Origin of the sequence: Candidatus Enterococcus moelleringii (assembly GCF_017377575.1) — a bacterium.
Taxonomy (GTDB): domain Bacteria; phylum Bacillota; class Bacilli; order Lactobacillales; family Enterococcaceae; genus Enterococcus_A; species Enterococcus_A moelleringii.
Genome location: NZ_JAFREM010000012.1, coordinates 48,136 through 63,984, shown reverse-complemented (window position 1 = coordinate 63,984; position 15,849 = coordinate 48,136). Strand labels below are relative to the sequence as shown.

The 15,849-nt window shown below is 42.3% G+C and carries 16 protein-coding genes; 2 read left to right on the top strand and 14 right to left on the bottom strand.

Annotated features, from left to right (window positions below):
- Positions 1-9 precede the first annotated feature (9 nt).
- The 9 genes from JZO70_RS07225 to JZO70_RS07185 all read right to left on the bottom strand — a co-directional run bounded on the left by JZO70_RS07225 (position 10) and on the right by JZO70_RS07185 (position 8,067).
- Complete coding sequence (locus JZO70_RS07225) at positions 10-417, bottom strand: GNAT family N-acetyltransferase (RefSeq protein ID WP_207672878.1); 408 nt, start codon at positions 415-417, stop codon at positions 10-12.
- A gap of 93 nt (positions 418-510) precedes the next feature.
- Entirely contained in the window at positions 511-1,458 is a 948-nt protein-coding gene (locus JZO70_RS07220; RefSeq protein ID WP_207672877.1) for a hypothetical protein, read from the bottom strand.
- A gap of 198 nt (positions 1,459-1,656) precedes the next feature.
- Positions 1,657-2,538, bottom strand: a complete 882-nt coding sequence (locus JZO70_RS07215) for a choline/ethanolamine kinase family protein (protein WP_207672876.1) — start codon at positions 2,536-2,538, stop codon at positions 1,657-1,659.
- A 142-nt stretch (positions 2,539-2,680) separates the two neighbouring features.
- On the bottom strand, positions 2,681-3,850 hold the full coding sequence (locus JZO70_RS07210; protein WP_207672875.1) for an aminotransferase class I/II-fold pyridoxal phosphate-dependent enzyme: 1,170 nt from the start codon (positions 3,848-3,850) through the stop codon (positions 2,681-2,683).
- Positions 3,847-4,341 carry an Lrp/AsnC family transcriptional regulator gene (locus JZO70_RS07205; RefSeq protein WP_207672874.1) on the bottom strand — a complete coding sequence of 165 codons (495 nt, stop codon included), beginning with the start codon at positions 4,339-4,341 and terminating at the stop codon, positions 3,847-3,849. Before JZO70_RS07205 ends, JZO70_RS07210 begins: the two co-directional genes overlap by 4 nt.
- A 107-nt stretch (positions 4,342-4,448) precedes the next feature.
- Positions 4,449-5,663, bottom strand: a complete 1,215-nt coding sequence (locus JZO70_RS07200) for an ABC transporter permease (protein ID WP_207672873.1) — start codon at positions 5,661-5,663, stop codon at positions 4,449-4,451.
- Positions 5,660-6,364, bottom strand: a complete 705-nt coding sequence (locus tag JZO70_RS07195; protein ID WP_207672872.1) for an ABC transporter ATP-binding protein — start codon at positions 6,362-6,364, stop codon at positions 5,660-5,662. The genes JZO70_RS07200 and JZO70_RS07195 overlap by 4 nt, the downstream gene beginning before the upstream one ends.
- Before the next feature lies 1 nt (position 6,365).
- Positions 6,366-7,580, bottom strand: coding sequence for an efflux RND transporter periplasmic adaptor subunit (locus tag JZO70_RS07190; RefSeq protein WP_207672871.1), 1,215 nt, complete (start codon positions 7,578-7,580; stop codon positions 6,366-6,368).
- 4 nt (positions 7,581-7,584) lie between these two features.
- Positions 7,585-8,067: a hypothetical protein gene (locus JZO70_RS07185; protein ID WP_207672870.1), complete on the bottom strand. Its 483-nt coding sequence runs from the start codon at positions 8,065-8,067 to the stop codon at positions 7,585-7,587.
- A gap of 210 nt (positions 8,068-8,277) precedes the next feature.
- On the opposite strand from JZO70_RS07185, the gene JZO70_RS07180 reads away from it, so the two are divergent.
- A complete protein-coding gene (locus JZO70_RS07180; RefSeq protein WP_207672869.1) occupies positions 8,278-8,607 on the top strand; it encodes a hypothetical protein in 330 nt (109 codons plus the stop codon).
- 132 nt (positions 8,608-8,739) lie between these two features.
- Here JZO70_RS07180 and JZO70_RS07175 read toward each other — a convergent pair whose 3' ends face one another.
- On the bottom strand, positions 8,740-9,297 hold the full coding sequence (locus JZO70_RS07175; protein WP_207672868.1) for a hypothetical protein: 558 nt from the start codon (positions 9,295-9,297) through the stop codon (positions 8,740-8,742).
- 421 nt (positions 9,298-9,718) lie between these two features.
- Between JZO70_RS07175 and JZO70_RS07170 the strand changes: the two genes are divergently transcribed.
- The gene (locus JZO70_RS07170) at positions 9,719-9,988 is read left to right on the top strand and encodes a hypothetical protein (protein WP_207672867.1); all 270 of its coding nucleotides are present in this window, start codon (positions 9,719-9,721) and stop codon (positions 9,986-9,988) included.
- Positions 9,989-10,147: 159 nt separating this feature from the next.
- Here JZO70_RS07170 and JZO70_RS07165 read toward each other — a convergent pair whose 3' ends face one another.
- The 4 genes from JZO70_RS07165 to JZO70_RS07150 form a co-directional block, all read right to left on the bottom strand.
- Positions 10,148-12,535, bottom strand: a complete 2,388-nt coding sequence (locus JZO70_RS07165) for a Xaa-Pro dipeptidyl-peptidase (protein WP_207672866.1) — start codon at positions 12,533-12,535, stop codon at positions 10,148-10,150.
- A gap of 240 nt (positions 12,536-12,775) precedes the next feature.
- Complete coding sequence (arcC, locus tag JZO70_RS07160) at positions 12,776-13,720, bottom strand: carbamate kinase (protein ID WP_207672865.1); 945 nt, start codon at positions 13,718-13,720, stop codon at positions 12,776-12,778.
- The gene (locus JZO70_RS07155) at positions 13,717-14,535 is read right to left on the bottom strand and encodes an oxamate carbamoyltransferase subunit AllH family protein (RefSeq protein WP_207672864.1); all 819 of its coding nucleotides are present in this window, start codon (positions 14,533-14,535) and stop codon (positions 13,717-13,719) included. The genes arcC and JZO70_RS07155 overlap by 4 nt, the downstream gene beginning before the upstream one ends.
- Before the next feature lie 45 nt (positions 14,536-14,580).
- The gene (locus tag JZO70_RS07150; protein WP_207672863.1) at positions 14,581-15,843 is read right to left on the bottom strand and encodes a YlbE family protein; all 1,263 of its coding nucleotides are present in this window, start codon (positions 15,841-15,843) and stop codon (positions 14,581-14,583) included.
- Positions 15,844-15,849: the final 6 nt, after the last annotated feature.

The window sequence follows — 15,849 nt, the reverse complement described above, 5'->3', positions numbered from 1 at the left end:
GACTTTTGCTTATCCAAAAACTTTTTCTAAAATGATTTCGTAAGGTTCCCCGGCTGGCGTGAACCCGCCAATCGGGATATAGCCCAGCTTATGGTAAAAATGCTGAGCAAACTCAGTCGATACAGTGGAGGTCATTACCCGTCCATGATGGAGGTCACGCATCTCTGATTCCCAAAATTCGACAGCTTTGCGACCGTACCCTTTCCCACGATAATCATCCAAAAGATAGAGCATCGTCATAAAGGGAATGCTGTCCCAGAACAAATTGTAGCGCAGCCAGCCGAAGGGGTGACGGTTTTCTTCTATTATATAGACGCGATTTAAGTGAATGGCATCCAACAAATCCTGCCGGCGAATGTGAGGATCGTTTTTGTCCAGAAATTGTAGGTCCTTTGAGACAGCTATGCTAATTTCCATGATGACCTCCTTGATTTTCTTTTGTATCATTATAACAAAAAGCGTTGATTAGTTTTTAGACTAGCTAACGCTTTTTTATCTGTTCGAGAATTTTTAATCCTCCGCACTAGCACTCGGCTGGGTGGAACTTGAACTAGAGCTGCCGGAGGAACTGGAAGATGAATTTCTTGATTCTTCCGCTGCTTTGGAACGACTGACACTGTCGGCTCGTGATTGACTAATCCGAGCGTAGGAATCATACGTCTCCTGCTTTTCGGATACTTCTTTTTGCAGTTCTTCCAGGTCTTTGTTCTTTTCTTCCAATACCTTAGCTTGGCGTTGACGGAAGCTGGCAGCTGCTGAAGCAATCGCACTTTCATCCTGCTGCATCCGCGCCGCAAATTGTTCGTTGGAATCGCTGAGTTTCGTACGAATCGGCTCAAGTTTGTCGAGAAGGTTCTTTTTGTACTCCCCTTCCGGTAACAAAGCCACTGCTTGCACCGTGCCTAAGTAATCCGATAGCGATATAGCCTTACTGTCGGTTAAAGTATTCACCGAATCATCGGCTGCTTTGTATTTTTCCGCCTGTTCCTTGGCAATATTCAAAATCATCTGAATATCCTGACCCCAGCTGATGTCTTTGGCATCGCTGCCTTGCAGCTGTTCCTCTAATTCCGGAATCGTGGTTTCACTGTCAGGGGATGTCAGCACCGGATGAGCCGAAAGCTCCATGCCATTTAAAACATCCGACTCAAACAACGTATTCATCTGCTGCTGCAGCAAAAAGTTCTCTTTCGCCTGCTTGATTGCTTCGGCAGTTTGGCTCTCACCAGCACCGCTAACTTCATTCGCCAACTGATCAAACTGTTCTTCGTCCAGCTCTTTAGCAAAATAGCCGGCTTCTTGATTGCTGTATAAATTTTTCAATTTTTGATTGAAGGCTTCTTTACGCTCATTTTTTGTTTCCACTACTCGGTCTTGATAAATCCGATAGCCGGCAAACGAAACTGTCCCCACTACCAGAATCCCCAGAAATAGCCAACCGATCATTTTCTTGGTCAAGCTGTTTCCTCCTGTCCATAATTTGTACCCATTATAACATCTAATTTTGACAGATTTTCAACCGATCGTCAAATCTATATGAAGTTTTAGAAAATTTTTTAGTACTCAAAAATTTTTGCGAGGAAATTCCCCAAGAATTACCACTAGCAAGTTAGAAAATTCCAGCTGACTGTTCATTAATTATCCTGTGTTATGAGCCTATTTATAATCAGCCACCAGTTTACTATAATTTATGCCCATTTCGTAGTTAATTTGAGCGTAATTACCAAAATCTTCACCATGGTATTGTCGATACTCTGCCCACATACTCCATAGGATACCTGAAACAGCGATATAGCTGTAATACAACTGGATTTCATCTATTTTAGGTTCTCTTCCAAAATACCACTTCAGCAAATCTAAAAATTGTTTTTCTGAATAATCTGAAAACACACCGAACATGGCTACATCGGCGACACCATGACACATGCCGCTGTATTCCCAATCCAACAATTTCAAAGATTGATCCTCCAACACAAGAAAATTCACATTAGCAGCGTCCCCGTGGCATAAAATGTACGGCGCATCAGTCGTTCGAATCATTTCCAACGGAACATCCAGCATCGTCAAAGCTTTCTGGTAATCTCTTTGATCTAGACAATCTACCTTGCGACACATCGCCTCAAACTGCTGCAGCTTTTTCTCGATATCAAAATAATGATCCACAACTAATTCTGCCTGGTGAAGCTTTCGCATAATTTGCATAGCTTGGCGAATCAATGGCCATTCATCGTTTGCCACATTACGTGAGTTTGGATAATAATAAGTGATTTTAATACCAGTTTCCGGATCAAAATCAAACACTTCATCCGCAATCTTCAACGTTTCAATCGCCTGGTAAACTTCCGCCTCGTTTTTTCGCGAAATAAAGTTTTCGGTCCCATCGCCAGGAACACGGACAACGTAGCGGACATCCTTGACTGTAAACACAAAACTACTGTTGGTCATTCCAACATCCATAGGAACAATGTCTTTGATGTCTTCTGGGGAAATTTCAAAGACATTAGCCAAATGCTGGATCAGCTCTCTGTTTAGCCTCATAATTATCACTCCATTCTACTATTAACAGTAATTGGCATGATAACTTTTGACAAATATAACGCTTTCTCGCAGAAATTTACTAACTAAAAAACCCCAGATGCAGGCACCTGAGGTCTAAAAATTCGATAAACATCGAAAGGAACTATTTATTCTCTTGCAAGTCCAGCACAAATTTCTCCAAACGCTTCACAGCTTCCTTCAACTCATCAATTGAATAAGCATAAGACAGACGTAAAAATCCTTCGCCGCTGGCACCAAATGCTGAGCCGGGCACAACTGCCAGATTTTGTTCATCTAACAAACGCAAGGCAAATTCTTCACTAGAGATGCCAAATTGACTAACCTGCGGGAAGAGATAAAAGGCGCCCTTCGCTCGATAGCAAGGTAACCCAATCCGGGTCAGCTCATGATGCAAGTAGTTGCGACGTTCTTCATAAGATACCCGCATCGTTTCTACCGTATCATGCCAATCCTTCAAGCCTTCCAAAGCGGCATACTGACTAGCCGTTGGCGCAGCCATAATAATGTACTGATGGACCTTCAGCATTTGCTGGATAAAATCTTCTGGTCCAGCCACAAAACCTAAACGCCAGCCGGTCATAGCAAAGCCCTTTGAAAATCCATTAATCACAATGGTGCGTTCCCGCATGTCCGGCAACGAGGAAATGCTGACGAATTCTTCATCGTACAGTAATTCCGCGTAGATCTCATCCGAAATCACCAACAGATCATGCTTTTTAACTACATCGGCAATTTTAATCAAGGATTCCCGATCCATGACCGCTCCCGTTGGATTGTTGGGATAAGACAAGATCAAGATTTTACTTTTTTCGGTAATTGCTTCCTCCAATTGTTCAGGTGTCAGCTTAAATTCATTTTCCGCCTGTAAATCAATCGTCACCGGCTTGCCATGAACCATTTGGGTGATCGGCTCGTAGCAAACAAAGCACGGCTGCGGAATAATTACTTCATCGCCTGGATCAATAAAGACCCGCAAGGCTAAATCAATTGCTTCACTGCCCCCAACGGTTACGATAATTTCTGATTCCGGAGAATATTTTACCCCCACACGTTCCGTCAGGTAACTGCTGATCCGTTCTCTTAATGGTAATAAACCGGCATTGGCCGTGTAAAAGGTCCGGCCTTCCCGCATCGAGCGGATACCTTCTTCTGTCATATGGCGCGGTGTATCAAAGTCGGGCTCTCCAACCCCTAAAGAAATCGCATCCGGCTGTTCAGAAACAATATCGAAAAATTTCCGAATCCCTGAAGGCTGGATGTCCTCCATTTGTTTTGCTAGAAAATTTCTCATGGCGACACCATAATCCGATGATCGGTACTGTCGTCTTCTAAATCGATCCCCCATTGTTTGTATTTATCCAATAGGAAATGCGTTCTAGTTCCTGTCACCTCTGGAATCGGTGCTAAATTAGTAGAAATAAATTTGGAGATTTCTTTGATATTGCGTCCTTGAACCAATACGATAAAATCAAATCCGCCGCTGATAAAGAACAGGGATTCCACCTCTGGAAATTTGCGAATGGTATCGCCGACTTTCTTGTAGCCGTCTTCACCTTGAGGCAAGGTACTAATCTCAACTAACGCTTCGATCCAGTCATCCTCTACCTTATCCCAGTCAATTAAGGCCTTGTATCCAGCAATAACCTTGGCTTCCTCCAGCCGTTTGATTTCTGCGGCTACAATTGTTTCTTCCTCGCCTAACATGATGGCATATTCCTGTGTCGTCAGTCGGCAATCTTTTTCGATCAATTTTAGCAATTGATGTCGTTTGGTCTTTTCCATAGCGAACCCTCACAGTGTTTTTTATTTTCTTGCTAGTACCATCTATTATTCACAAAAAAAGGCCAACTGTCAATTTAACTTTGACAGTTGGACCTAGATTGCTGCTATTATCGTAAAATATCAATTAAATCTTTGCGAGCCGCTTCTGAAGCCGGCATTACCGAGAAGACTAACCCGATACCGCTTGAGACACCCACCGCTAAAAGAACTGTAGACAGATCAATCGTTACTTCCAGATCCATCGTTGAACCTAAAGCATAAGCTAGAATCATGCCGACAATATAGCCGATGATCCCCCCAACTAAGGTTAAGGTCATCCCTTCCAGCAAGAACTGGGTACGGATTGCTCCCCGGGTTGCACCCAAGGCACGGCGAATCCCGATTTCTTTGGTTCGTTCTGAAACGGAAATGTACATCATGTTCATTACCCCGACTCCGGCGATAAATAGTGAAATGCCGGCAACCGAACTAATGAAGACCGTGATCGTACTCATCATATTACTGATTTCGTCCGTCATCATGGCCATGTTGGAAACCGAATAAGTCCCAAGATCCCGCATCAAACCTTCTTCTTCCAAGGTGTTAATCGCTTCATCAGCCACTTTGTTCATTTGTGCTCCTGTGGCTAACACTAAGGTGATCGAGCTAGTATCTTTGGCATCGCCAAAAACCTGTTTGTACGTTTCCAGTGGAATCTCAATCGCAGCACCACCATTAGAGAACATTGTTTCGCCCTCTACTCTAGGATAGATACCTACAATTGTCATTACGGCATCATCACTCATGGTCAGACCGCGACCCAAAGCTTCTTCACTGCCACCGTACATCTCTTCCGCCAAACCTTCATCAATCGTAACAACCTTTTCCAGTGTTTCACTGTCATAAGCTGTCAACGACCGACCAACAACCGCCTCAGTTCCCTCAGCGTCCTTAATTCCCAGACGGTAATCCTTAGTCTTGCCACGTACCGAAAGAGTTTGACTAAAATAATACATGTCTGAGGTATAATCCGGCAAAGGATATTCAATCGATTCAACCCCAGGAATTTGTTCTAACGCTACAAAGTCCGTTTGAGGAATCAAATCCATGTTGGAGTTATACAAATTCCAGTCATCTGGCGTAAATTGCAAATTCACTTCCAGACGGTCAGAATCCCCAGCCGATAACGCACTAATCATTTGACGTTCATAGGCATTACCAATCGAAAGAATGGCAATAACCGCCGCAATCCCAATGATGATCCCGAACATAGTTAAGAAACTACGCTTTTTATTTTTGAAAATCGAACCTAGTGATGAGCGCCAATTTACGTATAATTTCATTCGCTGATCACCACCCTATCCTCAAGGAGTTTTTTATCTTCAATAATTGCCCCGTCACGAATTGAAACTAAGCGTGTACAGTAGGGAACAACTTCCGGATCATGGGTAACCATGAAAATTGTCGCGCCTTCTTTACGGTTCAGCTCCTGGAAAAGCTCCATAATTTCTTGCGAAGTATGGGTATCCAAGGCACCAGTCGGTTCATCGGCAATTAAGAATTTTGGTTGGTTGATCAACGCACGAGCAATCGCTACCCGCTGCTGCTGCCCACCAGACAGTTGTTTCGGATGCTTTTCTGCTTTATCCGCCAAGCCAACCTTTTCTAAAGCCTCCATTACCCGTTCTTTGGTTTGATGAAAACCTAAACCACTGTAAAGCAGCGGTAATTCAACATTTTCGTAGACCGTATTGTTTTCAATCAAGCTGAAATTTTGGAAAACAAAGCCCACGACTTCATTCCGAATTTTCGACAAGCGATCATCGGAGGAAGAAATCATGTTTTCTCCTTCAAACAGGTACTCACCATCAAATTGGGTATCAATAAATCCCAAGGTGTTAATCAAGGTTGACTTCCCAGATCCAGACGGACCCATGACAGCGATCATTTCACCAGCATCAGCAAACAAATTAATGTCTTTTAATACATGCAGCGTTTCTTCTTCTGAGCGGTAATATTTGTTAATGTTTTTTAACTCAATCATCTTAGTTCACCGCCAATTCCTGACCATCCTTTAGCTTATCATCAGGATTCGAAACGATCTGATCCTTTTCCTTCAGGCCACTGGTAACGATAATCACACTGCCGCGTTCTTCAGTTTGCACTTCAGTTTTCTTCGCTTTGCCGTCTTTGACTGCATAAACAAATTGCTTGCCATCTTCTTCTACAATGCTGTTGCTAGGCAAACGAACTTCATCCAATGGCAACGTAATTTGCACATTGTACCCGTATTGGATTGGTTTATCCGGTTTTACGGTAAAATCATAATTCGCTACACTAACCGTTGTAGTGCTGGCTCCTTGCGTAGGCGCTGCAGTTGCAGCTGCTTCAGGAAGCTGATCTACTTGGGTAATTGTTCCTTCGATTTCTTCGTCAGAAGTTACCGGTTTAACCGTTACTCGTTGATCCTTTTGCAGGCGTTGGTAATCGTACTCAGAAGCTTTTCCTTCAATCGTAACGTCAGAGCTGACCACTTGAATAACTGGTACCGATGGATCAGTCTTGCCTTTTTCATTAACATGAGCAATCCCGCTAGTCGTGCTGGTCACCGTGCTGGTTGCTTTCGCTTGCACGTTAGCAATCGATTGGTTCCCTGCTTGCAAGTCCACCTGAGAAGACTCCACCATTTGTTGGGCTTGCAGAACCGCATCATTGGCCGCTTCTAACGCACTTTCGTATTGCGTGATTTCGCCTTTGTACTGCTCTTTTTTCATCGCATCTTCTTCACTGTTGTTTTCGTTGGTATTGTTGTAATTAGCAACTGCTTCATTTAGCTGTTGGCTAGCTTTTGATTGCTTCGCTTGCGCTGCTGCCAAGTTTTCTTGAGCATTAGCTAATGCTAAGTTCAGTTTGCTCATGCTGTTGTTTTGCTCGTCAACCTGTGATTGATATTCAGAGCTTTCATAGCTTAACAAAACAGCACCCGCTTCAACCTGTTGTCCGTCGGTTACATGGACTTGGCTGATTTTTCCAAGAGTAGCATCCAAGCTGTAGTCTTGCGTGTCAGATGCAGTAACCGAACCGTTAAAAGTCAAAGGCTCCGCTTTTTTCAACGTAGTCATTTGATAATCACTAGTTTGTTCTGCAGTTGTCGTCCGACTTTGTGAAAATACATAAGCACCAACTAATAAGACAATGGCAACTACCCCAGCAATGATACTTAAACGAATCTTTTGTTTTTTAGTCATTTTCTTTTTCATGTTTTTACTCCTCTGGTTCAGCTTTGAATAGGTGAACAATTACTATAATGGTCGGAATAGAGATTAATATACTGGTCCCAATTGCGGTATATTGAGTAAAGCGTGCCATATTGACGCCCATATAATCTACATTAGGTGTCGTCATAAAAGTGATCACTAACGCAATAACCGTCCATGCAATTTTAGTAAAATAAGGAATTTTGGTTGGTGCTTTTCCTTCTTTCAGCTTTTTGTTTGCTAAAAAGTAACTTACTAGTAAGGCAATACCAATAACTATACTAACTACCGTGTAAACCTTTGCGAAAGGGCTTGATACATATTCATAAGATTGTGCACCGTATTCCCCTAAAGCATCATACGTTGCTTTTGTAGGATTAAATGTTTCTGGTAAACTAATCAAATTACTAATCGTTCCAATTATTCCAAGAACAAACAAAACCATGTTCCAAGTTTTAGCTTTTCTGAGGTGCTTTTCAATACTTTCCATTTTTTCACTCCTTTGCATTTTAATCATTTTACCATAAAAGATGCCGAATATATAAAGGATTCTAAGAATTTTGTACTTTTATTATAACAAGCGAAATTTTTATCCGATTTCGCCTTTCTTTTTTCATTTTGATGACACAAACCCGGCTTTTCATAGTACAATAAACAGGAAAAGCGTTTGTGCTTTATTCAAACGATTGGGGGTAAATGAATGGAAACAGTGGTAGAACTTTTTATTGAAAAACAAAAGAAGCGTTTGGCAGATGGAAAAATCCGTCAAGAAGAATACGAAGCGTTCTTAGACGGGGTTAATGATGCGTTGTCTTTTTTAGGCTTACATTATGTAAACGGTTCTGAAACGGTGGAACAAACGGACCGCAAACCGGTTGCCTATAACGAAGTCGAAGAAAAATACAAAAGATTGCGGGAAGTCGCCATGTACAAAAACAGCTTCTTGCGCGTTGCCGATATTGCTAGACACACTAGCCGTGCCACCGACGAATTAACTAAGCTGGCAATTACAATCCGTGAAGAATTATAAACACCTATTATAATAGAAGAAAAAAGACTAGCTGCTCCCAAATTTTGGGATTTAGCTAGTCTTTTTAGTGTCTTGATAGGAGTTGTTGGAATTTCAGCTGGATTCCTTCGTCGTTAGCAGCTGCTACAAAGCTTAACCCTTAATTAACAGCTCGTTGTAAAAGGCCTGCCCGACTTCCTTAATTTGGGCTTTGTTACTGAAGGTTTGAGCCAGCCAGGTTGGCATTGGCTGAGCGACATTGCCGTAGATTTCAATCATCACTTGGATAAAGGACTCACCGTCCAGCTTATCAATCGCTTTGCGCAATTTCTTGGCTGGCTCTAGCAAACGAGTTTCTTCCTTACGGCTGCGATATAAGCGATAAATTTTAGTGCCCTCTTCAGCTGCTAAGGCGAACATTGGTTTTTCGTCCTGCAATAATTGCAGACGCTCTTGCTTGTAGCGATCATAATTTTGCTGCCATTGCAGCAGCTCGCGATACACCTCTTCGATTTTCTTTTCACTGACGGTTGCCAACGAGCTGTAAAAATCAATCGGCAGCTTTTCAACCCGCCGCTCTCGCTTAATCCAAGTAGCTAAGGTCGATTGCGGAATACCCGCCACCTTGCCAAACTGCTCAACAGTAATTCCTAAGTCTCGGCGGATGTACATTTTGATTGGATGCTCTATTTCACTTGGTCTAAATTTCATGGATTTCCACCTATTTCTTTTGCGATATTTTTAACTTATTATACCAAACAAACGTTTTTTATTCAATCAGAAACCGTATTTGGGTGCCTATTTTGACAGCATTTGCCAGTCCTTTAGGAAAATCTTACGGATACTTAGGCTAATTTACAGCGCCTTATAAATAACTTTAGTAATTTTTCTTATTTCCTTTGCGGCTTGTTCACGCAACTCAAGTAACATGAATTTATCAACAAGCGAAAGGATGATTATTATGATCGTAACTACTTATACTACCCTAAAACAGAAACTTGCCCCTTTTTCCAAAGACATCTTCTACGACCTAATAATTTATGCCATCGCCCATCAGCTATACCAAGTGCTGGCTGGTCTTTTTTAAAAAGGTGCAAGGCTGTGGTATATTAGAAAAAAAGGAGTGTTTCTTATGAATGAACAAACACAGAAATTGATTTCCTTCGATCTGCCCCACGGCTGGACCTTGCAAACAACAGAAAAAATGATCGTGACTACAAATCAAGCTGGATACGTGAATGTGACAACTGACAATTCTTATGGAAATTTCGAACAACTGACTTTGCATCTAACTGAAGACCAAGCACAAATAGTTGCTCATCCTCATCAACTGTTGGAGTTAAGCATTAAATTGTCAAAAGAAATCGTTTTTCGACCTATTATTTACCTCGACCCTGAATAATAAAATGAGAAGTGCATATATTTTGTCACATGTGCTTAAGGATGGTATGATTTATTTGTAACACATCCCTATACCCCATATTTCAGTTCCAGCCAACACGTTTGGCTGGTTTTTTTCGTCAAAAAACCTCCAGATTTGAATTTCTGGAGGTTAATCGATTTATTCAACTGGTAATTCTAAATAAGAAGCCTTTAAATCTAGTGTATATTCAATATCTTGATTACCCCGAACCGTTTTCTCGAAATCAGTCCCATAAACGGCTAAGCCAATTTGGCGTCCTTTAGGCAAATGATACATGGTTGGATGCAATTCAAGCTCAATTTCCACAAATTCGCCAGCCTTCAAGTCATTGACTTTCCAAGGATTCTCCCGATTCTGCAGATTCATGTGCCCACGAGAAATCAGCTTATGAGGCGTTTCGGCACCCAGCTTCAACTCCATCACATTATCTTCCCGCCAATTGTAACCCAGCTGCAAACCTTTTGGCGCTAAGACATCTGGCACTGGTTTCAAGCGTTTTGCATCACCGAAATCAATCAGCTCAACATTCAGCATTCCCAAATCCTGGCTGGAAGCCACTTTAATCATAACTTTCGGACGACCATTCAAGAAAATATCTTCATTTAAGACCGCTGACTTCGCTAAATAGCGATGACCATCCATCGGCCCAGCTTCTTTTAGCTCTTTTTCCCATTGATCAATATTTTTTGTGTAAGCTTTAAACTGTTCCTCTGGCAGCTGATCCTTAAAGCAGAATTGGCCATCTTGCGGTTCTGTCACCAATTCTTTTTCACCAAAGTAGAAAGTGTTTGTTTCGCTACCTTTCCAATCTTCGGCGGTTGCCCAGGTTTCGGCATCCGTATTCGCCTGATAAACAATATCCGGCAAAATTTCTTTGGCATTGTTTTCTACATTATACAATTTATGGCTCAACCATAAATTCATCATGTCATGGAAATCAATCGATGGCACATTGTTGATGTAAATATGCTGACCTTGGTGCAGAATCAATTTCATGGCTACCGGCACATCCTTCAACGCATCCCAAAGATCCGCTACCTGCCGTGGTTTCACATTCCAGTCGTTCAGACCATGAACCATCACAACATCACACTTGATGTCTTTGATAAACGGCAAATAATTTCGCTCGTCCCAGAACGTATTGTAATTTCCGGTTTTACGATCCTGCCAGTCAGCCATTTGTTTCAGATAATCTTCAAAAAAAGCTTTGCTGTGAAGATAGTCGCCGGCATTTTGCATTTTACTGAAGGTCTCAATCGCCAGCACATCAGCATCTTCTCCAGGGAATCCGCCAGGTGCGATGACCAAACCATTGTCACGGTAATATTGATACCAATTAGAAATGGCAGCTTCTGAAATGATTGTTTCTAAGCCTTCCACACCGCGAGTGGCACAAGCGGTCGCCAGTGTTCCTAGATAAGATTTCCCAGTCATCGCTACTTTTCCGTTGCTCCACCAAGCTTTGATTTCAATATTGTCGACACGATTAGTGAAGGCCCGACGATTTCCAGCCAACCATTCAATGTAAGCCACCATTGCTGTCGTCTGTTCCACCGAACCACAAGTTTGAATGCCGTCTGAATCCTTGGTTCCGATCCCGGCACCATAGACTACCGCAAAGCCGCGCGCTAGAAAGAAATCATTCAACGTATGATTGTTTTCCTTAGCGAAGGTTTCTGTGGCATGAGTTGCTGAACCAGCAACTTCCCGTTCCGCTGGCAATTCTTTTTCCACTGGTTGGAATTGTATGTCCTCGTACTTCGTTTCCGTAGGCTCTTTTCTTTCTAACGGTACATTCACATCATAGGTCAAAGCTTCTCCTGCTGGTCCATTGACGCCTTGGCTGTATGGGCTCGCAGTAAACAAAGTCGGCACATGCAAGCCACTTTCAGTCTCACCCGGACGTAAAATTTCCAACTTCAACAGATCCCGCTTGCCATCGTTATCGGTATCCAAAGGTGCTTCAACGTACACAACTTCTCGCACAATTTTCTCCGTTTCAAAAACCGCTTGCGCTTTTCCGTTGAAAAAGAAGGGTTTTTCCAATTGCTTGCTGCGATAAAGCCCTAAATTCGCCAGCTTATCGATCAAAGCCAAGCCATTTTTCGTGTGGCTATTCAATAATAAATACCAAGCTTCAATTATCGTATCAGCTTGACTAAAATCTCCTGATAAAGTTGGCAAATTGATTTTTTCTAAATCTTCCTTTAAAGTCTCAGGTTTGAAATCAATCCCAACCTCAAATTCCAGCAACTGTAAAGCTGCCGTATAAAAAACTTCCTGAGTGATGGTTTCTTTACTTTGATAAAAACTAGCCAGATCACTAGTGGCTGTTGCCAAATAGTTGCCCATCTTTGCAATAAAGCCGCCCTCATCTTGGACTAAGACAAAACTTTTTTTCAATAATTCAAAATATAAATCAGTCGCATCGTTTGAAGATGCAGCTTCTAAAAATCCAATCGCTATTAACTCTTTTTTGGCCGTTTCTAATGATACTTGCTGCAAACCAAATTGATTTAGTTTCATTGTCACCGCTCCTTTTCGTTTTCCAGATAGTTTAATTATAACAAACCTCCCGAAATCTGTCGGTTAGAGTTCGATGAAAGCGGTCGCTTATTATAAAGCAGGTTTTAATCTTCTAAGCAAAATAGCCACGACAAAAACTGCCGACGCATATTACAAACATCGGCAGCTTCTGTCATGCCCTGAAAAATTCAGCGCAGCCTTTCAGGTACTGAAATTCAGCACTTAGGAAGGGTGACTTATTTAAATTGTACCTGAAATCGTTGTTCCGGTTTTGCCAGTCAAAGCTTCTTTGGCTTCTTCAAGAGAGCAGATGATGGCCTTCTTGCCATTCTTAGCAAAATCGATGGCTGCCTTCATTTTTGGCCCCATACTGCCAGCCGAGAAATGTCCGTCGTCGTAATATTTCTCAGCTTCTGCTAAAGAAATAGTTTCTAACTTTTGCTGGTTTTCTTTGCCGTAGTTAATGAATACATTTGATACATCAGTTAATATCATCAACACATCTGCTTCGACTTCCTTCGACAATTCCAAAGCTGATAGGTCTTTATCAATCACAGCACTGATTCCTTGCAAGTTGTTCTGTTCATCGCGAACCACAGGAATGCCACCGCCGCCAGCTGAAATCACAACAGTATTATTGTCTAGTAAAGTTTTGACACTTTCCAAACCTAAGATTCGTTTGGGTTTTGGTGAAGCAACCGCTCGTCTGTAACCACGACCAGCATCTTCCATCATTACCCAGCCTTTTTCTTCAGCTAGTTTATCCGCTTCTTCCTTTGAATAAAAAGCCCCAACTGGTTTCGTCGGACTTTCAAAAGCTGGATCGTTTGCGTCCACTTCAGTTAAAGACAATACTGCCGAAACATTTTTGTCCAATTGGTGGCGATTGATTTCATTTTTCAACGCTTCCTGCATAATCGAACCGATCATCCCTTGTGATTCTGCGGTACAAACCCACAGCGGCATACTCGGAATTTCCGGCTGTGTCAGTTCATTTTGTAAAAGAATTTGCCCGACTTGAGGTCCGTTTCCGTGAGTTACGATCACTTGATAACCAGCCTTAACCAACTCAACGATGCGGTTGCAGGCTTTTTCAATGTTCTCTTTTTGTTCTTCGTAGGTTCCTTTTTGTTCCGGCTGCAAAATCGCGTTGCCGCCTAAAGCTAAAACAACTCGTTCACTCATCTATTCCTGTCTCCTTTATTTAAATATAAATTAGCACCAGCTAAAATTCCCGCCAGCGTATCACACCCAGAGGTACTGCCGCTAGCTTCCAATTCTGCTGCAGCCTGTGGCCACGCCACAGAATTCACTAAGGCTGCTGCTGCATTTTTAACTAGACTGCTGAATTGATTGTTACAAGCACTTGCTAGGTAAGCGTTAGAAACAACTGTTGTCCATTTTCCTTCTGCTGCTAGACTAGCTAAAATTCCCCGAAAATCTTGCGGTAAAATAGAAAAAAGCTGATCCATCGCCAAAAGTCCAACTAAAAAATCATCTCCAGAAGGCGTTAAGCCGATTCCCCGCCCTATATAATAGAAGATTCCTTTGGCAACTTCCGCTTTTTTAGCAGAAAAAAGGTTTTGAAACGGGATGCTTGTTCCGTTTATTTCTTCTTCAAACGCCAAACCCGTTGCCAGTGTTCGTGTCCGCAGTAGCTGAATGTTTCTTTTAAAAATTTGTTGATCAATCTCAAAAGTCGGTTCCAAACTGCTATCATACAAACTTTCACTTTTTAGTAAAATCCGCGACTGCTTACCGACAATACAATACTGTTCAGTATCTTTTTCAAAATGATAGACTCTCTCTGATAATTGCTTTACTTGGTTAAAATCGTCAGCCGACAAATGAATACCGAAAGGAACGGCTCCTTTAGAATCATGACCAATAAACACAAGCTGCTGGTCGTTCATTAAATTGAACCCATTAGCAAATGTGCTATGTAGATAAAAAGAGGAATCAGCAGCATTTCTGCACACATCTTCAATAATTGGTCCCATGACAGTTGCTTCGCAGATCATGCTGCCTCCTCACCTTTCTACTTCTTATTTCAATCCCAGTTTTTTCGCGTACGCTACAACTGCTTTTTCGAAGCATTCCAACGGCGGATTTACTGTACCAGCACCGATTTGACCGATTCCCGCTTTCTTATGGGCAATTCCGGTATTAATCACTGGTGTAATTCCAGTTTCCACTACCTTACGAGCATCAATTCCTAAACAAATCCCTTTGAAATCCCAGGTTGGAACAGCAAAATTAGGGTTGTGATCGATACAAATTTCTGCCATTTCATTGCTGATAGACAAGGCTTCGTAAAATCCACCGGTCCCGACAAAACGAGTAACTGCAGGTGCAGCGATCATCGCCATTCCACCAACACCAAAGGTCTCAGTAATCGCACTGTCACCAATATCCGTGTTTGCATCTTCACTGGAATACCCTGCAAAATACAAGCCATTTGGTGTATTAACAGGAGCAGTAAACCACTCATCTCCCATTCCGCTAATGCGAATCCCGAAGTCTTTTCCGTTGCGGCACATTGCTGTCACAACTGTTCCTTCTTGAATCATGCGAGCGCCGTCCATAACAGCTTTACAAGAAGCCATCATAATATTCAAGAAAAATTGGTCGGTATCAGCTAAAAATTTCATCACAGCATTTTTGTCATTACGATCCATTTCCAAATCCGTAATAATCGGCGCAACTTCTTTTAAGAAAACTAACGAAGCAGCGATGTTGCGTTGGTGGAATTCATCCCCCATGCTTAAGGCTTTAGCTACTAAAACATTCAGGTTCAAGCCGTTTTCCATAGTTTGCAGCGCAGCACTCAATGTCGGTGCCAGCACGTCCCGCATCCAACGTAATCGAGTAACAACTTCTTCAGAGTAAGCACCAAAGCGAAGAACAGCCCCGATACCTTCATTCATTGTGCAATACGCCCGATTACCATCGGTTTGGTTTTCCACGATAAAGACCGGCATGTTGGGCGAAGTGATCCCGCCCATTGGTCCGACTGCATCTACGGCATGACAAGGAATAAATTGGACTTTTCCATCCGCCAGCAGTGCCCGCGCAGCGTCTTCATCAGCAGCCCACTCTTCAAAAAGCACCGCACCGACACAAGAGCCTTGCATCGGATCTGTCATCTCTTCCCATTTAATCGGTGGTCCAGCATGCAGCAAGACCTGTCCATCTAAGGCCGGAATCACTGATTTTGCGGGAACAACATCTAATAAAAAGGGTGCAGAGGCAATGATTTTATCAATTACCGCTTTATTTGCTTCATCTATTGTTCGATAGTTTGTCATAATGAT